Origin of the sequence: Pantoea sp. EABMAA-21, from assembly GCF_030053335.1 — a bacterium.
In the GTDB taxonomy this organism is placed as follows: Bacteria; Pseudomonadota; Gammaproteobacteria; order Enterobacterales; family Enterobacteriaceae; genus Pantoea; species Pantoea communis.
This window is the reverse complement of sequence record NZ_JASGBX010000012.1, coordinates 83,446-108,207: the sequence shown is the minus strand read 5'-3', so window position 1 is coordinate 108,207 and position 24,762 is coordinate 83,446. Positions and strand designations below refer to the sequence as shown.

The 24,762-nt window shown below is 54.7% G+C and carries 23 protein-coding genes; 16 read left to right on the top strand and 7 right to left on the bottom strand.

Annotation, left to right across the window (positions count from 1 at the left end):
* Nucleotides 1-18: 18 nt before the first annotated feature.
* The 5 genes from QMZ65_RS17670 (at nt 19) to QMZ65_RS17650 (ending at nt 3,046) form a co-directional block, all read left to right on the top strand.
* Nucleotides 19-459: a GNAT family N-acetyltransferase gene (locus QMZ65_RS17670; protein WP_283216434.1), complete on the top strand. Its 441-nt coding sequence runs from the start codon at nt 19-21 to the stop codon at nt 457-459.
* Nucleotides 456-1,061 (top strand): FMN-dependent NADH-azoreductase, encoded by a 606-nt coding sequence (locus tag QMZ65_RS17665; protein WP_283216433.1) that lies wholly within the window; start codon nt 456-458, stop codon nt 1,059-1,061. The genes QMZ65_RS17670 and QMZ65_RS17665 overlap by 4 nt, the downstream gene beginning before the upstream one ends.
* Before the next feature lie 14 nt (nt 1,062-1,075).
* A complete protein-coding gene (locus QMZ65_RS17660) occupies nt 1,076-1,555 on the top strand; it encodes a carboxymuconolactone decarboxylase family protein (protein WP_097118227.1) in 480 nt (159 codons plus the stop codon).
* A 95-nt stretch (nt 1,556-1,650) separates the two neighbouring features.
* A complete protein-coding gene (locus tag QMZ65_RS17655) occupies nt 1,651-2,286 on the top strand; it encodes a Mic1 family protein (protein WP_034826425.1) in 636 nt (211 codons plus the stop codon).
* Nucleotides 2,287-2,368: 82 nt separating this feature from the next.
* A complete protein-coding gene (locus tag QMZ65_RS17650) occupies nt 2,369-3,046 on the top strand; it encodes a MarC family NAAT transporter (RefSeq protein ID WP_034826427.1) in 678 nt (225 codons plus the stop codon).
* Nucleotides 3,047-3,076: 30 nt separating this feature from the next.
* Here the strand turns inward: QMZ65_RS17650 and QMZ65_RS17645 are convergent, their stop codons facing one another.
* From QMZ65_RS17645 to QMZ65_RS17635, 3 genes are read right to left on the bottom strand one after another with little or no spacing between them, the layout of a single operon-like run.
* A complete protein-coding gene (locus tag QMZ65_RS17645) occupies nt 3,077-4,333 on the bottom strand; it encodes a c-type cytochrome (RefSeq protein ID WP_283216432.1) in 1,257 nt (418 codons plus the stop codon).
* Nucleotides 4,334-4,337: 4 nt separating this feature from the next.
* Complete coding sequence (locus QMZ65_RS17640; protein ID WP_034826431.1) at nt 4,338-6,107, bottom strand: GMC family oxidoreductase; 1,770 nt, start codon at nt 6,105-6,107, stop codon at nt 4,338-4,340.
* A 39-nt stretch (nt 6,108-6,146) separates the two neighbouring features.
* On the bottom strand, nt 6,147-6,878 hold the full coding sequence (locus QMZ65_RS17635) for a gluconate 2-dehydrogenase subunit 3 family protein (protein WP_038649342.1): 732 nt from the start codon (nt 6,876-6,878) through the stop codon (nt 6,147-6,149).
* A gap of 533 nt (nt 6,879-7,411) precedes the next feature.
* Here QMZ65_RS17635 and QMZ65_RS17630 point away from each other — a divergent pair.
* The 3 genes from QMZ65_RS17630 to QMZ65_RS17620 all read left to right on the top strand — a co-directional run bounded on the left by QMZ65_RS17630 (nt 7,412) and on the right by QMZ65_RS17620 (nt 12,039).
* The gene (locus QMZ65_RS17630; RefSeq protein ID WP_283216431.1) at nt 7,412-8,983 is read left to right on the top strand and encodes an ABC transporter substrate-binding protein; all 1,572 of its coding nucleotides are present in this window, start codon (nt 7,412-7,414) and stop codon (nt 8,981-8,983) included.
* Between the two features lie 117 nt (nt 8,984-9,100).
* Entirely contained in the window at nt 9,101-10,603 is a 1,503-nt protein-coding gene (locus QMZ65_RS17625) for a helicase HerA-like C-terminal domain-containing protein (protein WP_283216430.1), read from the top strand.
* A gap of 158 nt (nt 10,604-10,761) precedes the next feature.
* Complete coding sequence (locus QMZ65_RS17620) at nt 10,762-12,039, top strand: DUF445 domain-containing protein (RefSeq protein ID WP_283216429.1); 1,278 nt, start codon at nt 10,762-10,764, stop codon at nt 12,037-12,039.
* Between the two features lie 69 nt (nt 12,040-12,108).
* Here the strand turns inward: QMZ65_RS17620 and lptG are convergent, their stop codons facing one another.
* Nucleotides 12,109-13,185 (bottom strand): LPS export ABC transporter permease LptG, encoded by a 1,077-nt coding sequence (lptG, locus tag QMZ65_RS17615; RefSeq protein ID WP_034826451.1) that lies wholly within the window; start codon nt 13,183-13,185, stop codon nt 12,109-12,111.
* Nucleotides 13,185-14,285, bottom strand: coding sequence for an LPS export ABC transporter permease LptF (gene lptF / locus QMZ65_RS17610; RefSeq protein ID WP_283003811.1), 1,101 nt, complete (start codon nt 14,283-14,285; stop codon nt 13,185-13,187). Before lptF ends, lptG begins: the two co-directional genes overlap by 1 nt.
* 267 nt (nt 14,286-14,552) lie before the next feature.
* Between lptF and pepA the strand changes: the two genes are divergently transcribed.
* The 4 genes from pepA to QMZ65_RS17590 all read left to right on the top strand — a co-directional run bounded on the left by pepA (nt 14,553) and on the right by QMZ65_RS17590 (nt 20,155).
* A complete protein-coding gene (gene pepA, locus QMZ65_RS17605; protein ID WP_034826455.1) occupies nt 14,553-16,064 on the top strand; it encodes a leucyl aminopeptidase in 1,512 nt (503 codons plus the stop codon).
* A gap of 201 nt (nt 16,065-16,265) precedes the next feature.
* Nucleotides 16,266-16,727 (top strand): DNA polymerase III subunit chi, encoded by a 462-nt coding sequence (locus QMZ65_RS17600; protein ID WP_097118221.1) that lies wholly within the window; start codon nt 16,266-16,268, stop codon nt 16,725-16,727.
* A 2-nt stretch (nt 16,728-16,729) separates the two neighbouring features.
* A complete protein-coding gene (locus tag QMZ65_RS17595) occupies nt 16,730-19,585 on the top strand; it encodes a valine--tRNA ligase (protein ID WP_283216428.1) in 2,856 nt (951 codons plus the stop codon).
* Between the two features lie 63 nt (nt 19,586-19,648).
* On the top strand, nt 19,649-20,155 hold the full coding sequence (locus QMZ65_RS17590; RefSeq protein WP_374754031.1) for a GNAT family N-acetyltransferase: 507 nt from the start codon (nt 19,649-19,651) through the stop codon (nt 20,153-20,155).
* 33 nt (nt 20,156-20,188) lie between these two features.
* Here the strand turns inward: QMZ65_RS17590 and miaE are convergent, their stop codons facing one another.
* Nucleotides 20,189-20,950, bottom strand: coding sequence for a tRNA isopentenyl-2-thiomethyl-A-37 hydroxylase MiaE (miaE, locus tag QMZ65_RS17585; RefSeq protein ID WP_058959433.1), 762 nt, complete (start codon nt 20,948-20,950; stop codon nt 20,189-20,191).
* A 59-nt stretch (nt 20,951-21,009) separates the two neighbouring features.
* Nucleotides 21,010-21,432, bottom strand: coding sequence for a ribonuclease E inhibitor RraB (gene rraB / locus QMZ65_RS17580; protein WP_034826466.1), 423 nt, complete (start codon nt 21,430-21,432; stop codon nt 21,010-21,012).
* 163 nt (nt 21,433-21,595) lie between these two features.
* On the opposite strand from rraB, the gene argF reads away from it, so the two are divergent.
* From argF to ridA, 4 genes are all read left to right on the top strand, one after another.
* Nucleotides 21,596-22,603: an ornithine carbamoyltransferase gene (argF, locus tag QMZ65_RS17575; protein WP_058959434.1), complete on the top strand. Its 1,008-nt coding sequence runs from the start codon at nt 21,596-21,598 to the stop codon at nt 22,601-22,603.
* 232 nt (nt 22,604-22,835) lie between these two features.
* Nucleotides 22,836-23,771 (top strand): aspartate carbamoyltransferase, encoded by a 936-nt coding sequence (gene pyrB / locus QMZ65_RS17570; protein ID WP_034826472.1) that lies wholly within the window; start codon nt 22,836-22,838, stop codon nt 23,769-23,771.
* 10 nt (nt 23,772-23,781) lie between these two features.
* Nucleotides 23,782-24,246, top strand: coding sequence for an aspartate carbamoyltransferase regulatory subunit (pyrI, locus tag QMZ65_RS17565; RefSeq protein WP_034826475.1), 465 nt, complete (start codon nt 23,782-23,784; stop codon nt 24,244-24,246).
* Between the two features lie 78 nt (nt 24,247-24,324).
* The gene (gene ridA / locus QMZ65_RS17560) at nt 24,325-24,711 is read left to right on the top strand and encodes a 2-iminobutanoate/2-iminopropanoate deaminase (RefSeq protein ID WP_283216427.1); all 387 of its coding nucleotides are present in this window, start codon (nt 24,325-24,327) and stop codon (nt 24,709-24,711) included.
* The last annotated feature ends 51 nt before the right edge of the window (nt 24,712-24,762 follow it).

The following is a 24,762-nucleotide window of genomic DNA, read 5'->3' as shown; positions in this document are numbered from 1 at the left end:
AACCGCTTGCAGGCTGCTATGAAGATTGTTCATTACCAAACGTCCACCGAGCTGGCCTGCTGCTATGCATTGATGCGCGAACTGCGTTTCAAACTGAAGGATGAAGCTGCGTTTGTGGCGCAGGCACAGCGTCAGCAATTACAGGGCTATCGGCTGGCGGGTATCGAACAGGGTAGTAAACCGGTGGCGCTGGCAGGCTATCGACTGCTGGAAAACTTTATTCATGGCCGTTTTTGCTACATCGATGATTTGGTGACTTGCACCAGCACTCGCAGCCAGGGTTTGGGAGCCGCGCTACTGCACGGTCTGGCGCAGCAAGCACGGGAACAAGGCTGTGGCCGCATCGTGCTCGACACCGCGCTGAGCAATCAACGGGCACAACAATTTTATCAACGCGTCGGTTACCACGCGTTGGGACTGCACTTTTATCGCGATCTCGCTGAGGGAGAAAATTCATGAAACTGCTGCATATTCAGGTCAGCCCGGATCTGGCCGGTTCGGCCTCACGTAACGCCTCGGCGCGTTTGGTGGAGAAGCTGCGCGCCCAGCATAGCGATCTCGAAGAGACAGTACTGGATCTGGCGCAGCACCCGTTGCCACACCTGGATGCCTTCACCATTGGCGCGTTCTTTACCCGCCCGGAGGATCGTAACGATGCACAGCGTGCTGCCATTCAGACTTCCGAAAAAATGGTGGATCAGCTGTTCGCCTGCGACACCCTGGTTATCTCGTCGCCGATGTGGAACCTCGGTTTGCCGTCGGTGCTGAAAGCCTGGTTCGACCATATCACCCGCGCCGGGCGCACCTTCGCCTTCACGCCGGAAGGCACCAAAGTCGGTCTGGTGAGCGGCAAGAAGGTATACAGCGTGGTCGCCAGCGGCAGCGTATTTGCCCACGGCCCGTTTATGCAGGATGACCAGTTCACGCCTTACATCCGCGTGGCACTGGAATACATCGGCATCACCGATGTGGAATTTATCCGCGTGGACGGTACGCACGATCCCGTCAGCCGCGACACCGCATTACCCCAGGCTCTGCAAGCTATTGACCGCTTATTTTGAATGAGGAAAATATCATGACTTCACGCGTTAACCATTTTAAAACCGCGCCAGCACTGGCCAAATCCATGTCTGATTTCTCTAACACCGTGGCGAATACCGCGCTGGAGAAGTCACTGAAACACTTGATCGATATCCGTGCTTCGCAGCTCAATCACTGTGCCTTCTGCTTCGATATGCATGTGAAGCAGGCGAAAATTGATGGCGAGCGTGAACTGCGTCTGCATCACGTTTCTATCTGGCGTGAATCTCCGCTGTTCAGCGCACGTGAGAAAGTCGCTTTTGCTCTGACCGAAGCGCTGACCCGCATTGGTGAACACGGCGTGGATGAAGCGCTGTACGGTGAAGTGCGTGAACATTTCTCTGAAGGCGAAATCAGTGAGCTGACCTTCAAGATTGCTGCCATCAACACCTGGAACCGCCTGATGATTTTGTCGCAGATGGCGCCGGGTGCTCTGGACAGTGCTTACGGCCTGGATCGTGCTGATTTGCGTTAATTTTTACCGCCAGTAGCGCTTGCTGCTGGCGATGTCATGTTCATCTGCGCTGCCTGACGCTATAGTGAGATTTTGCACCACACAGGACAGCGCGCATGAAAGGCATCAATATTGCGATTTACTTCGATCCCGACCTGATTCACATCAGCGTTCATCAACAGGATGACAGCTATCTCAGCCACCACTTCAGCTACGATGACAGCGTCATTGAAGAGATCTATCAGTGGCTGGAGCAGTTTACGCCTAATCGCACCCACATTTGCCTGATTGAGCACGATACTGCCGACATCCTCGCCGATGAGCTGGTCGATAACGGCTATCACGTCCATCAGGTGACGCAGCACGATCTCCTGAACTGGTTTGCCAGCGAGCCTCCTGCAGAACCCGATGGTTCGCCAGTGCGTGCCCTGCTGCGCTATCTTGAAAACGAAAACCCGTCTGAATATCAGTCTCGCACCCCACAGATCGAAGCCTTAATGGATATGCTGGATGAGCTGGACGATCTGGAAGGCGTGGATGAAGTCGAAGATGAGGACAACCTGCCGGATGACGTACTGCGTTTGATGAAGCAGAAGAAAATCACCGCCAACCAAGCCGCAGAGCGTTTGCTGCCCGACGTCAATGAACGCATTCGCGAACACCTGATAAGCTACCCTGAGCTGATGACGCCCGAACTGCTGGAAGATTTCTTCCCGGAGTTGCTGGAAGCGTTAGAAACGCCAAAACATTGATGCATTTTGCATACGCGCGCTAAATTGTGCCGCGACGCGCCTCTAAGGTGTGTCGCGATGCCACTGGAACTCGGGGAAAACCATGCTGGAACTGTTTAAAGCCATCGGGCTGGGATTGGTGGTGCTGTTGCCGCTGGCCAACCCGCTGACCACGGTGGCGCTGTTTCTCGGTCTTGCGGGAGACATGAATTTCCAGGAACGCAATCGCCAGGCCATGCAGGCTTCGATTTACGTGTTCCTGATTATGATGGTGGCGTGGTACGCCGGGAATGCGGTGCTGCACACCTTCGGCATCTCGATCCCTGGTCTGCGTATGGCAGGAGGATTGATCGTCGCCTTTATCGGTTTTCGCATGTTGTTTCCGGCAAAACCCGTCGGCCACTCCGTTGAAGCCCGGCATAAACAGGATGAAATCGACGCCACCGATGCGAATCGTGAATCGGTAAATATCGCCTTCGTGCCGCTGGCGATGCCCAGTACGGCCGGTCCGGGCACTATTGCGATGATCATTAGTTCGGCTTCCACCGTAAAAGCGGGTGTCGATTTTCCTAACTGGGTGGTAAACGTGGCGCCGGTGCTGACCTTTTTGTCGGTCGCTGTGATTTTGTGGATTTCGCTGCGCAGTTCGGGTGCCATCATGAAGCTGGTCGGTAAAGGCGGGATTGAGGCAATTTCGCGGTTGATGGGCTTTTTGCTGGTGTGTATGGGCGTACAGTTTTTGATTAACGGCGTGTTAGAAGTGGTACGGACTTTTCATTAAAGAGAGTGCGGCCCGAAGGCCGCACCCGATTTACTCTGCTTTCAACGTCTTGCGCACATCCGCAACCTGATCTTTGGTCACGGCTGGGGCATTGTTACTCCAGCCCTGACGGATAAAGGTCGCCAGCTGCGCCACTTCATCATCCGTCAAACGCTTGCCAAAGCCCGGCATCGCGAGGGTTGACGGCGCCTTCTCGGTCGATGGCTGCTGCGCACCGGCAAGAATGGTATGGATCAAGCCGGTAGGATCTTTGGCATTCACAATGGTGGCCTGATCCAGCTCCGGGAAGATACCTGGCGCGCCTTTACCGGTCACGAAGTGACAGGCACCGCAGTTATCGATGTACAGACGCTCACCTTCCGTCAGGTTTTTCGCTGCGGTCAGTTTGGCTTCTGTCGCCTGCTGCTTCTGCACGTTGTACGCCTGCAGCGGTGGATTGCCGCCGATAAATTTCAGGTACGAGGCAATGGCTTTCAGATCGGCATCCGTCATGTGCGAGCTGGAGTGCTCAATCACTGACTTCATCTCACCGCCTACCGCCGCTTTATCGTTACGACCGGTTTGCAGGTAATCGACGATCTCCTGCTCGCTCCAGCGCGGTAAGCCACGCAGTGACGGCACATCCCAGTTGTTCAGGCTACCACCGGCGAGGAACTTGTCGTCACCGCTGTCCAGCGCTTTCTCGTTCATACCGAGACCGCGTGGCGTATGGCACGAGCCACAGTGACCGAGGCTTTCCACGATGTAAGCACCGCGATTCACTTCTTCAGATGCGCCGCCAATCGGCTGGAACGGCTTATCAGAAGTGAATGCCCAGTTCCAGAAGCGCATGCCCCAGCGCTGGCTGAACGGGAAGCTCAGTTTGGTCTCTTCCGGCTGCTCACTGCTCGGCTTCACGCCCTTCATGAAGTAGACATACAGCGCATGCATGTCTTCATCACTGATTTTGGCGTAATCCGGGTATGGCATCGCCGGGTAAAGGCGTGAACCATCCGGCAGCACACCTTTGCGCACCGCATCAGAGAACTGCTGCTCGCTGTAGTTGCCGATGCCGTGCTCTTTGTCCGGCGTGATGTTGGTGGAGAAGATGGTGCCGAGATTCGACTCAATCGCCAGACCACCCGCATAATCCGCTTTGCCCGACACGGTATGGCACGCCATACAGTCGCCAAGACGAGACAGATATTCCCCCTGCTTGATCAGCGCGGCTTCATCTTCCGCATGAGCCTGTACCGCAAAGCTTCCCAGCAGCACGGCGTTAGCGATTAACAATGATTTTAATTTCATGTGCTTATGCCTGTACCAATGGACCTGGGTTTTTCAGATAGTGTTCTTTGATCGCCTGCGCCGCCATCAGGGTAATCGCACCGATGGTATCGGTCGGGTTCGCCTGGAAGTTTTGCGGGAAGGCGTTACCGCCCGGTACAAACACGTTATGCACATCCCAGCTCTGCAGGTACTTGTTCAGCGCAGAAGTTCTTGGGTTATCGCCCATCACCGCGCCGCCCACGTTGTGCGTGGAGACGTATTTAGTGAGGTCAAAGTCCGCGCCCATCGGCAGGAAGCTCATGCTCATGCTGTCTGGGTTCAGCTCTTTGGCGATATCGCCAACGATGCCTTTCAAATGCTGCTGCAGCTTAAGTTCGTTCTCTTTCCAGTTGAACGTCATACGCAGCAGCGGCTGACCGCGATGGTCGGTGTAGTGCGGATCCAGATCCAGATAGATATCGCGATACGACTGGCAAGTTGTCGTGATGCTGATCTTCATGGAATGGTTGTACCACTCTTCCAGACCCTCTTTGTAACCCATGCCCCAGGCTGGCGTGCCTTTTGGCAGTGCAGCAGCCATTGGCGTACCGGTGGCTTGCGAGCTGTGGATCTTCGCGCCGCCGAGGAAGCCGAGGCCTGGGCCATCGAAGTTGCCTGGTGAGATGTCGTTGAACATCTGGCCGGTGGCGCCTGCGGTGGCGTAGGAGTTGAAGTTCTTATCTTTGAAGAACAGGGTTGCGCCGCCGTTGGACAGGAACGCATAGTTACGACCTACCACACCTTCTTCAGTGATCGGGTTGTACGGTTTGCCGATACCGGACAGCAGCATCAGACGCACGTTGTACAGCTGGAAGCTGGACAGCACGACGATTTTGGCTGGCTGGAACACTTCATTGCCATCTGCATCGAAGTAGAGAACGCCCTTCGCGGTTTTACCATCGTCGTGCAGCACCACTTTGTACACTTCCGCATGCACTTCGTAGGAGAAGTTCGGCAGACGCTTCAGTGCATCCATCACGGCAGTTTGCGGTGAGGCTTTGGAGTAGTTCAGGCACGGGTATTTCGAGCAGTAACCGCAATAGTTACACGGCGCGATCTGGTTGCCGTACGGGTTTTTCCACGCGCGAGATACGCACGCAGATGGGTTCGGGAACGGGTGATAACCCAGCTTGGTGGCCGCTTCTTTGAACATCACGTTGTTCAGCGTGTCTTCCAGCGCTGGTAGCGGATAGGGTTCAGAACGTGGGCCTTCGAACGGATCGCCGCCTTCCAGAATCTGACCGCGCAGGTTGCCGGTGTTACCCGACTGACCGCAAATCAGCTCAAACTTATAGTAATACGGCTCGATCTCTTCCCACGTGAAGGGGAAATCCATCACGCGCATATCATCCTGCAGCACGCCCGGCTTGTAGGCCTGATCGACGTAAGTTTTCAGTTTGATATCAGTTGGGGTTGGACGAATCAGTACCGCCGTCCAGTGCATACCTGCGCCGCCGACACCGGTACCCGGTGCGAAAGCGCCCCATTTACGGGTTGGCAGTGCGGTCTGGCTCATGTTGTAACGCACGGTGACCGCCACTTCTTTCGGCGTAGCGAACACTTTGTTGCGCACGTTATAGGCGTATTCATCAGCCGGTTTCGGGTAAGCAAAATCCGGGTAGTCACGCTCGCCGCCGCGCTCTAACGCGCGCACTTCCAGCCCGGCCAATGCCAGTTCGATACTCATCAACGAGCCGGCCCAGCCGAGGCCGCAAACGACGACGTCGACTTCTTTCTTTGTAATCTGTGCCATGTTAATCCTGTCTCACATACCAAATACGGGGGTGTCGGCTTATGCGCGCTCACCCAAGAGGCTGACCGGTCCCAGCGGGTACGGCACGTTGTGCTGCTTCACCCATTCGGTGAAGCTGGCGCGTGCGCCTGGGAAGCCAATCGCAATCCAGGCTTTCATGCCCTTATTGCCGCCATACATCGGATCGGCGAGGTAGCCGTGTTTGGTATCTGCCAGTAACTGACCAAAGAACTGCGAGGCTTTCAGGTTCGGTTCACCCATTGCCGGGAAATCGATACCGTCATTTTTATTGACCTTGGTCAGCACCGCGTCTTTCTCTTCCAGCGTCAGTTCATGGAAGGATTTTTTGTAGGTGCTCTGCGTCCACTGTTCCACCAGCTTGATGCCTGTGCGATACAGCTCTTGCGGGGTGTAAGGGATCTGATAACCCATGGTGGCTGGCGCGTGCACGTCGAACGGACCCTGCATGTAAATTTCGCCGCCGAACTCAGGGCTATGGAGTTGCTGATCGATAAAGATCGGCACGTTAGTTTCCAGTGCACCTGGCGCTTTGCCTTTACCACCGGCCGGAATCAGACGATCGGTCGCGGCCAAAATAAACTGCCACTCCTGAGCGCTGAAAAAGATCGGTTTGTAATCGGCGAGTTCCGGTGCTGCCATTTCCGCAGCTTGCGCCGCAGTTAATCCCTTAAATACCAGGTCGCTTAATGGCAAAGCCAATAACGACCCAAGCAAAAACTTACGTCTGGTGGTCGGTTTATTTAGAAGCATGGCGCGACGACTCTCACTTGCTAAGAAAGATAATTATTTTTGTTAATGGCTTTATAAATCGGTAAATAACCTGGCAATCTTAGGGATATAGATATTTCTGAATGTAAGAATCAATGTTCGGATGTGTTTTGATGAGAAACCATCATGATGTTGAATTTAGGTTAATGGCAGGTAAAGGGCTTTCGGAGGGTGAATTGGACTTTTAACCGTACAATTGCTGTGTTTCTAGCAAGTCTGGATGGGCAAATGACCAAAATTGATCGCGCAAGGAAATAATTGCTCAATTCAATCGATAAAAATAAATCATACTTCCATACAAGAGAATTATTCTCATTAATAACATCTTATTTACTTAATTGACCAGTACATGAACGATCTATTTCCTGGAAATGACAGGCGGCGCACAAAATAAGTGAAATAATCGATGAATGTTATCATTTGTTAATTTCCGGCACAGCTCAGAACAAACCGGCATTTTGCCTGAGCGGCAGCAGCGATAGAGTCAATTTATCTATCACTCAGGAAAACAATAAATGCGTGCATTGATTTTGTTGGTCACTTTATGGAGTAGTGCATTCGCCGTGCAGGCTGCGACGCCGAAAGACACGCTGGTGGTTGCCGTACCGCTGGATGGCATTATCAGTTTCGATCCCGCGGAAAGCTTTGAAACCGTCAGTAACAGCGTACAGCGCAATATCTATCAGACGCTGGTGCAAGCCGACCGCGATACGCCACAGAAACTGGCACCGCTGCTGGCGACATCCTGGCAAAGTGGCAGTACGCCGCACAGCCTGGTGTTTGACATTAAACCGGGTGCCCGCTTCTCCAGCGGCAATGCGGTGACGCCGCAGGATGTGATTTTCTCACTGTCGCGTGCTGTGCAGTTGAACAAAGCACCCTCTTTTATTCTCGCCGAGTTTGGCTGGACCAACGAGAACATCGCCAGCCAATTTAAAGTGCTGAATGATCATCAGCTGGAGATTCAATGGCCCGCGCAGATTGGTCAGGATTTGGCGCTGCGCCTGCTCACCGCACCGGTAGCCTCGGTGGTGGACAGTAAAACCGTGCAGCAGCATGCGGTGAATAACGATCTCGGCAATGGCTGGCTGCACACCAACACCGCAGGCAGCGGCGCGTTTACGATTCAGCAGTATGTGCCACAGCAGGCGCTGGTGCTGAGCGCCAACCCGCAAGCTAATCCGCAGCCACACCTAAAGCGTATTTTGCTGAAAGGCGTGGCCGATGCGGGTGCGCGTCGCCTGCTGATTCAGCAAGGCGATGTCGATGTCGCTTATCAACTCGGCCCCGATCAAATCGATGCGCTAAAGAGCGATAAGCACCTGCACATTGCGGCGTTCCCTTCGAGCCTGGTGTATTACCTGGGCTTCAATACGCAGAACAAAGCGCAGCCCGCATTGGGTAATCCGGCCCTATGGGAAGCGGCGCGCTGGTTGGTGGATTACCAGTCCATCTCACATGATTTGCTGAAAGGTCAGTACCGCATTCATCAAAGCTTCCTGCCGCAGGGCTTTGATGGCGCGCTGGAGGACCAACCGTTCCATTATGATGTGGCAAAAGCCAAAGCGATTTTAGCCAAGGGCGGGATTAAACCGGGCAGCAAGTTTGCGCTGACGGTGATCAATCAGCCGCCGTACATTGATGTTGCCCAGGCGCTGCAGGCCAGCTTTGCCAAAGCGGACGTGCAGATTGAGTTGCAGCCGGTGGCGGAATCCGAGCTGTGGAGCAAGATGCGCGGCCGCGATTTCCAGTCGATCTTTATCTACTGGGGCGCGGATTACGTTGACCCGAATACCAATGCCAGCGCCTTTGCTTACAACGTGCCGGGCGGCTCGAAAACATTGGCGTGGCGTGTCGGCTGGGAGATTCCGGAACTCAGCGCCAAAACACGTGCCGCAGCAGGCGAAAGTGATGCCGCCAAACGCCGTGCGCTTTACACCGACCTGCAAAACACCGTGCAGCAGAACTCTCCGTTTGTGGTGATGCTGCAGGGCGCGCAGCAGGTGGCGGTGCGGAACAACGTCAATCATGTGCAGCAAGGGATTGGCGTGAGCTTGCTGTTCTTTGATGTGGTGCAGAAGCAATAGATCCTGTTGATGGGGGGATGGCTTCCCCCATCAACACTTTCAGTACAATCTTCATCCTTCCCCTCGCATCGCTTGCTATTCTTTCTGGCATAACCTGTTGCCTGCGAGTGAAAAAATATGACCACCCCATTGCTGATTGCTCAAACGCCTGACATCCAGTTATCCCTGCTTTCCAATATGGCGAACCGCCACGGCTTAATCACTGGTGCCACCGGCACCGGTAAAACCGTGACGCTGCAAAAAATCGCCGAGTCCTTCTCCAATATCGGCGTGCCGGTGTTTATGGCCGACGTCAAAGGCGATCTCACTGGCGTGGCGACCGCCGGTGAAGGCTCGGAAAAGTTACAGGCGCGGTTGGAAAAGATTGGCGTGACCGACTGGCAGGCACAGAAAAATCCGGTGATGGTGTGGGATATTTTTGCCGAGAAAGGCCATCCGGTGCGTGCCACCGTTTCCGACCTTGGCCCGCTGTTGCTGGCGCGCTTGCTCAACCTCAATGAGGTGCAATCGGGCGTGCTGCAAATCATCTTCCGCATCGCCGACGATCAAGGGTTGTTGCTGCTGGATTTCAAAGATCTGCGCGCCCTGACGCAATACATCGGCGATAACGCTAAATCTTTCCAGACCCAGTACGGCAACATCAACAGCGCCTCGGTGGGGGCGATTCAGCGCGGTTTGCTGGCGCTGGAACAGCAAGGCGCTGAACACTTCTTCGGCGAGCCGATGCTGGATATCCGTGACTGGATGCGTTGTGACAACGAAGGCAAAGGTTTCATCAACATCCTTTCCGCCGAGAAGCTGTATCAAATGCCGAAACTCTATGCCACCAGCTTGCTATGGCTGCTGGCGGAGCTGTACGAGCAGTTGCCCGAAGCGGGCGACCTCGATAAACCGAAAATGGTGTTCTTCTTTGATGAAGCACATCTGCTGTTTACCGATGCGCCGCCGGTGCTGCTGGAGAAAGTGGAACAGGTGATCCGTCTGATTCGATCCAAAGGCATCGGCGTCTATTTCGTTACGCAGAATCCGTCGGATATCCCTGATAACGTGCTCGGTCAGCTAGGCAATCGCGTGCAACACGCCCTGCGCGCCTTCACGCCGAAAGATCAAAAAGCGGTGAAAAGCGCCGCTGAAACCATGCGCGCCAATCCGGCATTCAATACCGTGGAGGCCATTCAGGCGCTGGGTACTGGCGAGGCGCTGATTTCGTTCCTCGATGAAAAAGGCAGCCCGTCGATGGTGCAGCGCGCCATGGTGATTGCGCCCGGCTCGCGCATGGGGCCAATAACGCAGGATGAGCGCAACGGCCTGATCAATAACTCACCGCTGTACGGAAAATACGACACCGAAGTGGATCGCGAATCCGCGTTTGAGATGCTGCAAAAAGGGGTGCAAGCCGCGCCGCAGCAGGCCGATGCGCCGGAAGCCAAAGGCAATAATGTCGAAGTTGATGATGGCATTCTCGGCGGGTTGAAAGACATTCTGTTTGGCACCACCGGACCGCGCGGCGGCAAGCGCGATGGCGTGGTGCAGAGCGTGGCAAAAAGCGCGGCGCGCCAGGTCACCAACCAAATCATTCGTGGCGTGCTGGGAAGTTTGATGGGCGGCCGTCGTCGATAACACACTGAAAATAATTATCTTCCTCCGCGGCGCTATGTATGGCGCGGGCATCAGCAACGCTGCAGTGACACCTGCGCGCCGCGACATTAATGACGCTGATTGAATAGGTGCAATGATTCGCACCGCCGCCCTAAGGTGTGGTCTGCTAAGATCGTTATATGGATAAATATCAACAACTCAAACGGAGCAAGCGTCTGGCGCTCGCATTGCTGCTGGTTGCCGCAGCGACTTTTGTCGTGACGCTGTTTCTGCCACCCAATTTTTGGGTGCTTGGTCTCAAGGCCATTGCTGAAGCGGCGATGGTCGGTGCGCTGGCCGACTGGTTTGCGGTGGTCGCGCTGTTTCGTCGCGTGCCGGTGCCGTTCATCTCGCGGCACACGGCGATTATTCCGCGCAATAAGGATCGCATCGGGGAGAATCTTGGCCGCTTTGTGCAGGAGAAATTTCTCGATACCGATTCGTTGCTGGCGCTGATTCGCCGCCACGATCCCTCGCAGATGCTGGCGCACTGGCTCAACACGCCGGGCAACGCCGATCGCATTGGTCGCCATCTGTTGCAGGTAATGCGCGGCTTCCTTGATCTTACGGATGATGAACGCATCCAGCGCTTCCTGCGCCGGGCCGTGCATCGTGCATTGGATAAGGTCGATCTCACCCAATCCAGCGCGTTGTTACTGGATAGCCTGACCAAAAACAATCGTCATCAGGAACTGCTGGATGCGGCAGTGCAACAGTTGCTGCGTCTGCTGCACAAGCCTGGCACGCGTGAGTTCATCGCAATTCAGATTGTGCGCTGGCTGAAGCGGGAACATCCCATCAAAGCCAAAATGCTGCCGACGGAATGGCTGGGTGAGCACAGTGCTGACCTGGTGGCCAATGCAGTGGACTCGATTCTGGATGAAGTGGCGCTGGATCAGGGCCATGAATTCCGCCTCGGTTTTAATCGCGCAGTTCAGCGGTTAATTGAGAAGCTAAAAACCGACCCCGTAATGGCCGAACGTGCCGAGGTGATCAAAAACTGGCTGAAAGAGGATGAGTCGCTGAATCGCTATATCGGCGAGCTATGGCAGGATCTGCGTAGCTGGCTGAAGGCCGATCTTAACAGTGAAGATTCTCGCGTGCAGGAGCGCGTGCGTCTTGCCGCGCTATGGTTCGGTGAAACGCTGGCAGCAGATGAAGCGCTGCGTATCTCGATGAATCAACATCTGGAAGATGCCGCCCGCAGCATTGCACCAGAGTTCGCCGAATTCCTGACGCGCCACATTAGCGATACCGTGAAGAGCTGGGATGCGCGGGAGATGTCGCAACAGATTGAGTTGAACATTGGCCGCGATCTGCAGTTTATCCGCATTAACGGGACGTTGGTGGGTGGCACCATTGGGTTGGTATTGTACTTGTTGTCGCAGCTGCCGGCTCTGATTCATACTCTGAAGTAATAAAAAAGCCGCCATCGTGATGGCGGCTTCTGTGAGTTTTGGTGATAGCAGCAGGCTATCCCTGAACCATCAACTGCGCTTCATCAGCAGGTACAAGCTGATGGCAAAGAACGCGGCGCTCGGCAATAGCGCCCCCAGAATCGGCGGGATGCCATACACCAGACTCAGCGGACCGAAGATCTGATCCAGCACGTAGAACAGGAAGCCGAAGCTGATCCCCGTGACCACGCGCACGCCCATCGACACGCTACGCAGCGGACCAAAGATAAACGACAACGCCATCAGCATCATCACCGCCACGGAAAGCGGCTGGAAGATTTTACCCCACATGTTCAGCAGATAACGCCCTGACACCTGGCCACTCTGCTTAAGGTATTTGCTGTAGTTGTACAGACCGCTAATGGACAGCGCATCCGGATCCAGCGCCACCACGCCAAGCTTGTCAGGCGTCAGGTTGGTTTTCCACTCCCCGCCCAGACTTTGCGAACCGGTAATCTGTTTCGCATCACTCAGGTTGGACTCATCTACCTGCGACAGCTGCCACAACTTTTTGTCCTTGTTCCAGGTCGCACTGGCGGCATAACGCACGCTGAGCAGACGACGCTGGTCGGTGAAGGTGTAAATGCTGACGCCATCAATCTCATTGTCGCCTTTGATGCGTTCGATGTAGATAAAGTCATGGCCGTCTTTCGCCCACAGCCCATTCTGCGTCGACATCAGCGAGCCGCCGTACAGCTGCTGCGCACGGTAGTTACGCGCCATCTGCTCGCCCTGCGGTGCCACAAATTCGCCGATAGCCATGGTCAACAGCACCAGCGGAATCGCGGTTTTCATCACCGCCAGCGCCACCTGCATACGGGTAAAGCCCGATGCCTGCATCACCACCAGCTCGCTGCGCTGCGCTAGCGTTCCCAAGCCCAACAATGCACCCAAGAGTGCGGCCATCGGGAAGAAGATCTCAATATCTTTTGGTACGCTGAGCAGCGTGTAGTAACCGGCGTCGAGCGCGGTGTAAGCGCCCTGCCCGGTTTTACGTAGCTGATCGACAAATTTGATGATGCCCGATAGCGACACCAGCATGAACAACGTCAGCATGATGGTGTTGAAGATGGTTTTGCCGATATAGCGGTCAAGGACCTTAAACATTACTGCGATCCTCCACGACTAAAGCGACCACGAATACGTCGCATCGGTACCGTATCCCACAGGTTCAACATCACGGCCAGCGCCAGATAAGCCAGGTTCACGACCCACATCCAAATCGCGGGATCGAACTTGCCTTTCGCTGCGTTAGAACGTAACGAACTCTGCAGCAGGAAGAAGATCAGATACAGCAGCATCGCAGGCAGCATTGACAGCACACGCCCCTGACGAGGGTTGACCACGCTGAGTGGCACCACCATCAACGCCATCACCAGCACCGCAAACACCAGCGTTAGACGCCAGTGGAACTCGGCCTGGAACTGCGGCGTTTTGTGTTGGTACAGCGTGCTAATGCTCGCCTGATCGGCATCATTCGGATCGAGCGTGGCTTCTTTATAGCCCACCAGCGCCTGGTAGTTGGTGAAGTCGGTGATGCGGAAATCGCGCAGCATCGCAGTGCCCTCGAAGCGCGTGCCTTTATCCAGCGTCACCACTTGTGAGCCGTCTTTGCGCTGCTCCATATGACCGCTGTCAGCCAGCACCACGGATGGGCGCGCATTACCTTTTGGACGCAGCTGCGCCAGGAACACGTTACCAAACGTGTTGCCTTTGACGTTCTCGACAAACAGCACGGTATTACCGTCGCTGGAGGTCTGAAACTGGCCCGCTGCCAGCGCCGCTGCGCCAGGGTTGGCTTTGGCATTTTGTGTGACTTCATCCTGGTAACGCGATGACCATGGCCCTAACCAAAGGACGTTGACCGCTGCGACCGCTGAAGTCAGCAGCATCAGGATCATCGCGGCCTTGACCAGCACGCTTTTCCCCAGGCCGCAGGCATGCATCACCGTGATCTCACTTTCGGTGTACAGCCGCCCAAGAGTCATTAAAATCGCCAGAAACAAGCTTAGGGGCAGGATAAGTTGTGCCATTTCAGGCACGCCAAGTCCTAACAATGTCAGAACCAGATTTGTTGGGATCTCGCCATCCACCGCTGCACCCAAAATCCTGACTAACTTCTGGCAAAAGAAGATCAGTAGCAGGATGAACAGGATAGCCAGCTGGCTTTTGAGCGTTTCCCGAACCAGATATCTAATGATGATCACGCTTAGTACGCCTGTGATAACTTGTCTTTTTGCAGGAAAATCGCTAGTTTCAACGCTTATCAGCCATTTTTCTTCATCAATGGCCGTCATCGTAGCTAAAATAGTATGACGAACGCGTTAGGGTGGTGAAAAAACAACACATTGCCACCACATCTCATTATGACCGTCGGCGTTAAATTGTCATGGCGCCGCTAAAAATAATGGGTTACGAACGCGCTACATTCTAACGACAGCTAAGGCCGTTGTCTTTAAGATTCAGGAGAGTGCATGGAGTTCAGTGTAAAAAGCGGTAGCCCGGAAAAACAGCGTAGCGCCTGCATTGTTGTAGGCGTTTTCGAACCGCGCCGTTTGTCACCCATTGCTGAACAGCTGGATAAAATCAGCGACGGCTACATCAGCGCCCTGCTGCGTCGCGGTGAACTGGAAGGCAAAGTCGGTCAGACATTGCTGCTGCACCATGTGCCTAACATCCTGTCTGAACGTATCCTGTTGATCGGCTGCGGTAAAGAGCGCGAGCTGGATGAGCGCCAGTACAAACAGGTGATTCAGAAGACTATCAATACGTTGAACGACACCGGTTCGATGGAAGCGGTGTGCTTCCTGACCGAACTGCATGTTAAAGGGCGCAACACCTACTGGAAAGTCCGCCAGGCGGTTGAAACCTCAAAAGAAGCGCTCTACAACTTCGATCAGCTGAAAAGCAATAAAGTTGAACCGCGCCGTCCACTGCGCAAGCTGGTGTTCAACGTGCCAACCCGTCGTGAACTCACCAGCGGTGAACGTGCGATTCAGCATGGTTTGGCGGTGGCAGCGGGCGTCAGAGCCGCCAAAGACCTCAGCAATATGCCGCCAAATATTTGTAACGCCGCGTATTTGGCGTCGCAGGCGCGTCAGTTGGCGGATGCTTACAGCAAAAATGTCACCACGCGTGTCATCGGCGAACAGCAGATGAAAGAGCTGGGCATGAACGCGTATCTGGCGGTCGGGGCGGGCTCACACAACGAATCGCTGATGTCGGTAATTGAGTACAAAGGCAGCACCGATCCTGAAGCGCGTCCAATTGTGCTGGTGGGTAAAGGCCTGACCTTCGATTCCGGTGGTATCTCGATCAAACCTGCCGATTCGATGGATGAAATGAAGTACGACATGTGCGGCGCGGCGTCCGTGTACGGCGTGATGCGTATGGTGGCGGAACTCAATCTGCCGCTGAACGTCGTCGGCGTACTGGTGGGTTGTGAGAACATGCCGGATGGTCGTTCGATGCGTCCAGGCGATGTGCTGACCACCATGTCAGGCCAGACTGTTGAAGTGCTGAATACCGATGCGGAAGGCCGTCTGGTGCTGTGCGACGCGCTGACTTACGTGGAGCGCTTCGAGCCTGAAGTGGTGATTGACGTCGCGACCCTGACCGGTGCCTGCGTGATTGCACTGGGCCATCACGTCAGCGGTTTGATGTCGAACCATAATCCGCTGGCGCACGAGCTGATCAGCGCCTCAGAACAAGCAGGTGACCGCGCGTGGCGTCTGCCGATGGCAGATGAGTATCAGGAGCAGCTGGAATCCAATTTTGCTGATATGGCAAACATTGGCGGCCGTCCCGGCGGTGCCATCACTGCAGCCTGTTTCCTGGCGCGTTTTGCGCGTAAGTTTAACTGGGCGCACCTGGACATCGCAGGTACCGCATGGCGTTCTGGCAAGGCCAAAGGCGCCACCGGCCGCCCGGTTCCGCTGCTGTCGCAGTTCCTGTTGAACCGCGCAGGATTGAACGGCGACGATTAAAGCCGAGCAAAAAATACACACAAATAATTCGAGGTGCAGGAAGGCGGCAAACGAGAGAGTCCCGATGAGCTTACTCAAGTAAGTGATTCGGGTGAACGAGAGCAGCCAACGCATCTGCAGCTCGAAGTATGAAGTGTATAGACGTATGAACTCATGGGGCGCAAAATGCGCCCCACTGTCATTAATGGAAATAAGCTTGCCATGAAAAACGCCACTTTCTATGTGATGGAGTCGGAAAGCGCCAGCGACGGCCTGAGCGCCATCGAAGCACTGGTGTGCGATCTGGCCGAAACACGCTGGCGTGACGGCAAACGCATTCTGATTGCCTGCGAGAATGAAGACCAAGCTAATCGTCTGGATGAAGCGCTCTGGCAGCGTCCCGCCAACGCCTTTGTGCCGCACAATCTGGCCGGTGAAGGCCCGCGATACGGCGCACCGGTGGAATTAGCCTGGCCACAGCGTCGCGGCAGTTCCCCGCGTGACCTGCTGATTAGCCTGCTGCCACAGTTCGCAGATTTTGCTACTGGTTTCCATGAAGTGATAGACTTCGTACCTTACGAAGAATCCCTAAAACAACTGGCGCGCGACCGCTATAAAGCCTATCGCAGCGTTGGTTTCCAATTGAATACGGCGACGCCACCTCCGCCGCAAACGACAGTGTAGAAATGGAAAAGACATATAACCCGCAAGATATCGAGCAGCCGCTCTACGAGCACTGGGAACAGCAGGGCTACTTTAAACCGAATGGCGACACCAGCCAGGAAAGCTTTTGCATCATGATCCCGCCGCCGAACGTCACCGGCAGCTTGCATATGGGTCACGCTTTCCAGCAGACCATCATGGATACCATGATTCGTTACCAGCGTATGCAGGGTAAAAACACCCTGTGGCAGGCAGGTACTGACCATGCCGGTATCGCGACGCAGATGGTGGTTGAGCGCAAGATCGCCGCTGAAGAGGGCAAAACTCGCCAGGATTACGGCCGTGATGCTTTCATCGACAAAATCTGGCAGTGGAAAGCAGAGTCTGGCGGCACTATTACCCGTCAGATGCGTCGTCTTGGCAACTCCGTGGATTGGGAGCGCGAACGCTTCACCATGGATGAAGGCCTGTCGAATGCGGTGCGTGAAGTCTTCGTGCGCCTGTATAAAGAGAATCTGATTTACCGTGGCAAACGCCTGGTGAACTGGGATCCAAAACTGCGTACCGCTATCTCCGACCTGGAAGTGGAAAACCGCGAGAGCAAAGGCTCAATGTGGCATATCCGCTACCCGCTGGCGGATGGCGTGAAAACCGCAGAAGGCAAAGATTATCTGGTGGTCGCCACCACTCGTCCGGAAACCCTGCTGGGCGATACCGGCGTGGCGGTGAACCCGGAAGATCCGCGCTATAAAGATCTGATCGGTAAAGAACTGATCCTGCCGCTGGTGAACCGTCGCATTCCGATCGTTGGCGATGACCATGCGGACATGGAAAAAGGCACCGGCTGCGTGAAGATCACCCCAGCGCATGACTTCAACGACTATGAAGTCGGTCGTCGTCACAAGCTGCCAATGATCAACATCCTGACCTTTGATGGCGATATCCGCGAGCGTGCGGAAGTGTTCGACACCAACGGTGAAGTCAGCGACGAATGTGCCGATGAGATCCCAGCGCAGTTCCAGAAAATGGAGCGTTTCGCGGCGCGTAAAGCCATGGTGGCTGCGGTTGATGAACTCGGCCTGCTGGATGAAATCAAACCACACGATCTGACCGTGCCTTACGGCGACCGTGGCGGCGTGGTGATCGAGCCAATGCTGACCGACCAATGGTATGTGCGCACGGCACCACTGGCAAAAGTTGCGGTAGAAGCGGTCGAAAACGGCGACATCCAGTTTGTGCCAAAACAGTATGAAAACATGTACTTCTCATGGATGCGTGACATTCAGGATTGGTGCATCTCGCGTCAGCTGTGGTGGGGACATCGCATCCCGGCTTGGTATGACAACGACGGCAACGTCTATGTCGGCCGTACTGAAGCCGAAGTGCGTCAGGAAAATAACCTGGCTGACGTTGTGGTACTGCGCCAGGACGACGACGTGCTGGATACCTGGTTCTCATCAGGTCTGTGGACCTTCTCGACCCTTGGCTGGCCAGAGAATACCGAAGCACTGCGTACCTTCCACCCAACCAGCGTGCTGGTGAGTGGCTTCGACATCATTTTCTTCTGGATTGCGCGCATGATCATGCTGACCATGCACTTCATCAAAGATGAAGACGGCAAGCCACAGGTGCCGTTCAAAACCGTGTATATGACCGGTTTGATTCGTGATGAAGAAGGCCAGAAGATGTCCAAGTCGAAAGGCAACGTCATCGATCCACTGGATATGATCGACGGCATTTCGCTGGAAGACCTGCTGGAAAAACGCACCGGTAACATGATGCAGCCGCAGCTGGCTGAGAAGATCCGCAAGCGTACCGAGAAGCAGTTCCCGGACGGCATTGTGGCTTCCGGCACCGATGCCCTGCGCTTCACCCTGGCGGCACTGGCCTCAACCGGTCGTGACATCAACTGGGATATGAAGCGTCTTGAAGGTTATCGCAACTTCTGTAACAAGCTGTGGAACGCCAGCCGTTTCGTGCTGATGAACACCGAAGAGCATGATTGCGGGCAGAACGGCGGCGAACTGAAGCTGTCACTGGCCGATCGCTGGATTCTGACCGAATTCAACAGCACCGTGAAAGCCTATCGTGAAGCGCTGGACAGCTATCGCTTTGATATCGCTGCCAACATCCTGTACGACTTCACCTGGAACCAGTTCTGTGACTGGTATCTGGAGCTGACCAAGCCTGTGATGAGCAACGGCAGCGAAGCGGAGTTGCGCGGCACGCGTAATACGCTGGTTACCGTGCTGGAAGCGGTGCTGCGTCTGGCGCACCCAATCATTCCTTACATCACCGAAACCATCTGGCAGCGTGTCAAAGGTCTGAAGAACATCGATCACGACACCATCATGCTGCAGCCGTTCCCGCAGTTTGACGCGGCAAAAGAAGATGCGGAAGCCAAAGCGGATATCGAGTGGATCAAGCAGGCGATCGTGGCAGTGCGTAACATCCGTGCTGAAATGAACATCGCACCGGGTAAACCGCTGGATGTGCTGCTGCGTGACTGCTCGCCAACCGCGCAGCGTCGTGTCGATGAGAACCGTAGCTTCCTGTCACGTCTTGCGCGTCTGGAAAGCCTGACCATTCTGCCTGCGGGCGAGAAAGGTCCGGTCTCGGTCACCAAGATCGTCGAAGGCGCTGAGTTGCTGATCCCAATGGCGGATCTGGTCAACAAAGAAGCCGAGCTGGAGCGTCTGGCGAAAGAGTTGACCAAGCTGGATGTCGAGATTGAGAAGATCCAGGTCAAACTGGCGAACGAAGGCTTTGTTGCACGTGCACCGGAAGCGGTGGTGGCGAAAGAGCGCGAGCGCATCGTTGAGCTGGAACAATCAAAAGCAAAACTGATTGAACAGCAGGGCGTGATTGCGGCATTGTAAGCGCATCAGTCCAATTGCTAAATCATAGCCGGGCACTGCCCGGCTTTTTTACACCGGAAGAAAATGATGACCACCGCTACGCCACTGAATTTACAGGTGCGCCCGATTGTTGCGGCCGATAATCCGCTGATTGCGCAAGTGATCCGTGATGTCTCCGCAGAGTTTGGCCTGACCGCCGACAAAGGCTACACCGTGTCCGATCCGAATCTGGATCGCCTGTTCGAGTTGTACAGCGAAGCGAACAGCGCTTACTGGATCGTCGAGCATGAGGGACGTGTTGTGGGCGGCGGCGGCGTGGCACCTTTGGCGTGTAGCGCACCGGACATCTGCGAATTGCAGAAGATGTACTTCCTGCCCCAAGTGCGCGGTTTAGGGCTGGCGCGTGCGCTGGCGTTGCGGGCGATGGAGTATGCGCGTCAGCAGGGTTTCCGTCGCTGCTATCTGGAAACCACCGGCACGCTAACCCGCGCGATTAAGCTGTATGAATCACTGGGATTTGAGCTGATTGATAACGCGATGGGTTGTACCGGGCACGGCGATTGTGAAGTGCGGATGCTGAAGATGTTGTGATGTAAAAGCGGTGCGCAGATTTGCGCACCCAACTTAGTAAGCAGGTACACCGCTATGGAAACGCAGCTCACCATCCGGCTCGCTGATTAAGCGCGCTTCCGCTGCACCAAAGGCCTGTACGCGCGGTGCAATATCCTTCGCAGAAATTTGTTCCGCCAGCTTCAGGTAGTCCTGATAGTGGCGCGCTTCAGAACGCAGCAGCGAAATATAGAACTTCTGCAGCTGTTCATCCAGATACGGCGCCAGGCTGGCAAAACGCTCGCAGGATCGCGCTTCGATATAGGCTCCGCAAATCAGCTTATCCACCAGCGCTTCAGGTTCAAACGTACGGATTTCACGAATCAGCCCTTTGGCATAGCGGCTGGCAGTGATTTTGCGATACGGCAAACCCCGCGACTGCATGATTTCCCACACCTGATAAAAATGATGCAGCTCTTCTTTGATCAGCAGAATCATCATCTCGACCAAATCATCCGCCCACGGCAGTTCGTTACGCACAATGATGCTCTTGGTCAGATTTTTATGTGCGTTAATGAAGTTGCTGTCTGGCTCTTCGCGGTAGATGAAATCTTCGTACGGCTTGAGCCACGCCAGAATGGCATCGCCACTGGGTTTATCGGCTACATACTTACGAATGATAAACACCGCGGTTTGTGCCGCTTTTAACTCGCACACCATGTGATCGGTCAACAACAGCGTCAGGTTTTCCGGCTTGCGCGCTTCGTCAATCCACGCTTGTGGCGTGCGGCAGTGCAGGAAGTCATAAATGGGTTCTAACAGAGGAGCGTAATTCATCGGCGTTCTTTATCTGGCGGGGAAGTGGTTCTGGGCGGCGAGCGCCGCCCGTTTAAGACTTAGTGACGCACACCGTCGTCTTCTTCGTCGTCGATGAAATCACCATCGTCGTCTTCATCTTCCGCGTCCGGGTCTTCGAAGTAAGTGCCCCAACCGTCGTAATCAACGTTGAACTTACCGGCCAGATTCACCAGTTGCTCAACTTGTGCATCAATCAGCTCTGGCTTCAATGCGCCTTCGCTCAGGATATCCACACACATCACCGTGCCACCCTCTTCCAGCTCCAGCTCTTCTGGCTCGCTCACCTCAAAGCCCAGTTTGAAAGCCTCAACCGCGACTTTCTCCAGTGAGTCGAAGTTGTTGCAAGAGAGGTGATGCTCGATAGTGTAAAGCGCATCCGGATCGCTGCCGTCTTCCAGCAACTCTTCAATGATCAGGCGGGTTTCTTCGCGCTGTTCTTCCAGCAATGCTTCATATGCCATGTGCGTGTCCTCAAAATGTTCGACGTGAATGCAATTATTTTCCCACACTGCCTCGCGCGCCACTACACAAAACGGAAAGTTTCTTAACGTCGGGGTTGAAAATGCATATTCATACGGTTAGATTGAATTTTAATTCATTATTAGTCCCCATCTGGAGCGCTGTATGAGTCAGCTGTATTCGAGACACTTCCTGAGATTGCTGGATTTCACCCCCGCTGAAATCGCCGACCTGCTAAGTCTGGCAGGTGAATTAAAACACGCTAAGAAAAATGCTACCGAAACGCAGTACCTGAAAGGCAAGAATATCGCGCTCATCTTCGAAAAAGACTCGACCCGTACCCGATGCTCTTTCGAAGTTGCCGCATATGATCAGGGCGCTAACGTGACTTATCTCGGCCCAAGCGGCAGCCAAATCGGCCATAAAGAGTCGATGAAAGACACCGCTCGCGTATTAGGCCGCATGTATGATGGCATTCAGTATCGTGGCTTCGGCCAGGAATTGGTGGAAACGCTGGCGGAATTTGCCGGTGTGCCGGTGTGGAACGGATTGACCACGGAATTCCACCCGACGCAGTTGCTGGCAGATTTGCTCACCATGCAAGAACATCTGCCAGGTAAACCATTGAGCGATATGACGTTGGTATATGTGGGTGACGCACGTAACAACATGGGCAACAGCATGCTGGAAGCGGCAGCTCTGGTAGGGCTGGACCTGCGCCTGGTGGCACCGAAGGGTTGCTGGCCGGAAGAGCAGTTGGTTGAACAGTGTCGCGTTGCAGCACAGAAAACCGGTGGCAAAATCACCCTGACCGAAGAGATTGCCGAGGGCGTACAAGGTGCGGATTTCATCTACACTGATGTGTGGGTGTCGATGGGTGAAGCGAAATCGGTATGGGAAGAGCGTATCGCCCTGCTGCGTCCGTATCAGGTAAACAGCGCGATGCTGGCGCTGACCGGCAATCCACAGGTGAAATTCCTGCATTGCCTGCCCGCCTTCCATGATGATCAAACCACGCTGGGCCGTCAGATGGCTGAACAGTATGGTCTGAAAGACGGCATGGAAGTGAGTAACGAGGTGTTTGAATCGGCGCACAGCATCGTGTTCGATCAGGCCGAAAACCGCATGCATACCATCAAAGCGGTGATGGTCGCCACGCTGGGTAACCCATAAAGCAAACGTTTACCTTGCGGCGATTTCTGCTTGATGCAAATCAGTGAATGCGTATAATGCGCCACAATTTGCCGGAGGAAACATGCAACAGCGCAGCGTACAATTTGCCGCTCTACCCCGCCTGACCACAGGCGATGCCGCTGTTTCTTTCCGTCAACCATTGATCGTAAAAAAAGCCCCTTAAGCAGGGGCTTTTTTTTGTCCGCAATCCGGCAGCGCAGAGGAGAACGCTATGGCCAACCCGCTATATCGCAAGCACATTATTTCCATTAACGATCTCAACCGCGAAGAGCTGGAGCTGGTGTTACACACCGCTGCCCAGCTCAAGGCTCATCCCCAGCCGGAACTGCTGAAGCACAACGTGATCGCCAGCTGCTTCTTTGAAGCCTCGACGCGCACCCGCCTGTCGTTTGAAACCGCTATGCATCGTTTGGGTGCTTCAGTGGTGGGCTTCGCCGACGGCAGCAATACTTCGCTCGGTAAGAAAGGCGAAACGCTGGCCGACACCATTTCGGTGATCAGCACTTATGTCGATGCGATTGTGATGCGTCATCCGCAGGAAGGCGCCGCGCGCCTGGCGACTGAGTTCTCCAGCGGCATTCCAATTCTCAATGCCGGTGACGGTGCCAACCAGCACCCGACGCAAACGCTGCTCGATCTCTTCACCATCCGTGAAACCCAGAGCCGCCTCGATAATCTTAACGTGGCGATGGTCGGTGACCTGAAATATGGCCGTACCGTGCACTCGCTGACCCAGGCGCTGGCGAAATTCACCGGCAACCGTTTCTACTTTATTGCGCCGGATGCGCTGGCGATGCCGGCCTACATCACCGATATGCTGGATGAGCAGAACATAGTCTGGACGCGCCACGACACCATCGAAGAAGTGATGCCGGAACTCGACATCCTGTATATGACCCGTGTGCAGAAAGAGCGTCTCGATCCGTCTGAGTACGCCAACGTCAAAGCACAGTTCATCCTGCGCGCGGCCGATTTAGCCGGCGCACGCGACAACATGAAAGTGCTGCATCCGTTGCCGCGTATTGATGAGATCACCACTGACGTCGATAGCACGCCGCACGCCTGGTATTTCCAGCAGGCGGGCAACGGCATCTTCGCCCGCCAGGCTTTGCTGGCACTGGTACTGAATAGCGAACTGGCCCTGTAAGGAGAAACCGATGACTCACGATAATAAATTGCAGGTTGAAGCCATCAAGCGTGGCACGGTAATCGACCATATTCCTGCGCAGGTCGGTTTTAAATTACTGTCGCTGTTTCGCCTGACCGAGACCGACCAGCGCATCACCATTGGACTGAATCTGCCTTCAGGTGAGATGGGGCGCAAGGATTTGATTAAGATCGAGAATACCTTCCTGACCGATGATCAGATTAACCAGCTGGCGGTGTATGCGCCTCACGCCACGGTTAACCGTATTGATGAATACGAAGTAGTAGCGAAAATCGCTCCGACCTTACCGGACCGTGTCGAACGCGTGCTGACCTGCCCGAACAGCAACTGCATTAGCCGCAGTGAGCCAGTATTCAGCAGCTTCGCGGTGAAACAGCGTGACGATGATGTGCACCTGAAGTGCAAATATTGCGAGAAAGAGTTCGCGCGCCACGTGGTGCTCGGTCACTGGTAATCGTGCTTATCGTCCCTATAATGGGGCGAACCAATACGCGGCTGACAAAGGTCGGCTGCGCACTTTTAAGGAGAAACAATGTCTCGCGAAATCAGCACAGAAAAAGCACCCGCAGCAATTGGCCCTTATGTGCAGGGCGTGGATCTCGGCAGCATGATCATCACTTCAGGCCAGATCCCTGTTGATCCGGCGACCGGTGCCGTGGCAGATGATGTGTCTGCGCAGGCGCGTCAGTCACTGGAGAACGTGAAGGCGATCGTGGAAGCCGCTGGCCTGAAAGTGGGCGACATTGTGAAAACCACCGTGTTCGTGAAAGATCTCAATGACTTCGCCACCGTTAACGCCACTTACGAAGCCTTCTTCACCGAGCACGATGCCAGCTTCCCAGCACGTTCTTGTGTGGAAGTGGCGCGTCTGCCAAAAGACGTGAAGATCGAGATTGAGGCCATTGCCGTACATCGTTAAGTAAAGGCAATGCGCAATAAATTGCGCCGCTACAAATTTGTACTCAACTGT

Bases quoted from the DNA above. Each gene is read 5' to 3' on its own strand.
- QMZ65_RS17635 (WP_038649342.1), bottom strand. From the start codon at position 6,878: ATGCTTCTAAATAAACCGACCACCAGACGTAAGTTTTTGCTTGGGTCG.
- QMZ65_RS17595 (WP_283216428.1), top strand. From the start codon at position 16,730: ATGGAAAAGACATATAACCCGCAAGATATCGAGCAGCCGCTCTACGAG.
- QMZ65_RS17620 (WP_283216429.1), top strand. From the start codon at position 10,762: ATGGATAAATATCAACAACTCAAACGGAGCAAGCGTCTGGCGCTCGCA.
- QMZ65_RS17670 (WP_283216434.1), top strand. From the start codon at position 19: ATGAAGATTGTTCATTACCAAACGTCCACCGAGCTGGCCTGCTGCTAT.
- lptG (WP_034826451.1), bottom strand. From the start codon at position 13,185: ATGTTTAAGGTCCTTGACCGCTATATCGGCAAAACCATCTTCAACACC.
- ridA (WP_283216427.1), top strand. From the start codon at position 24,325: ATGTCTCGCGAAATCAGCACAGAAAAAGCACCCGCAGCAATTGGCCCT.
- rraB (WP_034826466.1), bottom strand. From the start codon at position 21,432: ATGGCATATGAAGCATTGCTGGAAGAACAGCGCGAAGAAACCCGCCTG.
- QMZ65_RS17625 (WP_283216430.1), top strand. From the start codon at position 9,101: ATGACCACCCCATTGCTGATTGCTCAAACGCCTGACATCCAGTTATCC.
- argF (WP_058959434.1), top strand. From the start codon at position 21,596: ATGAGTCAGCTGTATTCGAGACACTTCCTGAGATTGCTGGATTTCACC.
- pyrI (WP_034826475.1), top strand. From the start codon at position 23,782: ATGACTCACGATAATAAATTGCAGGTTGAAGCCATCAAGCGTGGCACG.
- QMZ65_RS17665 (WP_283216433.1), top strand. From the start codon at position 456: ATGAAACTGCTGCATATTCAGGTCAGCCCGGATCTGGCCGGTTCGGCC.
- pepA (WP_034826455.1), top strand. From the start codon at position 14,553: ATGGAGTTCAGTGTAAAAAGCGGTAGCCCGGAAAAACAGCGTAGCGCC.
- QMZ65_RS17630 (WP_283216431.1), top strand. From the start codon at position 7,412: ATGCGTGCATTGATTTTGTTGGTCACTTTATGGAGTAGTGCATTCGCC.
- miaE (WP_058959433.1), bottom strand. From the start codon at position 20,950: ATGAATTACGCTCCTCTGTTAGAACCCATTTATGACTTCCTGCACTGC.
- QMZ65_RS17640 (WP_034826431.1), bottom strand. From the start codon at position 6,107: ATGGCACAGATTACAAAGAAAGAAGTCGACGTCGTCGTTTGCGGCCTC.
- pyrB (WP_034826472.1), top strand. From the start codon at position 22,836: ATGGCCAACCCGCTATATCGCAAGCACATTATTTCCATTAACGATCTC.
- QMZ65_RS17645 (WP_283216432.1), bottom strand. From the start codon at position 4,333: ATGAAATTAAAATCATTGTTAATCGCTAACGCCGTGCTGCTGGGAAGC.
- QMZ65_RS17590 (WP_374754031.1), top strand. From the start codon at position 19,649: ATGATGACCACCGCTACGCCACTGAATTTACAGGTGCGCCCGATTGTT.
- QMZ65_RS17655 (WP_034826425.1), top strand. From the start codon at position 1,651: ATGAAAGGCATCAATATTGCGATTTACTTCGATCCCGACCTGATTCAC.
- QMZ65_RS17600 (WP_097118221.1), top strand. From the start codon at position 16,266: ATGAAAAACGCCACTTTCTATGTGATGGAGTCGGAAAGCGCCAGCGAC.
- QMZ65_RS17650 (WP_034826427.1), top strand. From the start codon at position 2,369: ATGCTGGAACTGTTTAAAGCCATCGGGCTGGGATTGGTGGTGCTGTTG.
- QMZ65_RS17660 (WP_097118227.1), top strand. From the start codon at position 1,076: ATGACTTCACGCGTTAACCATTTTAAAACCGCGCCAGCACTGGCCAAA.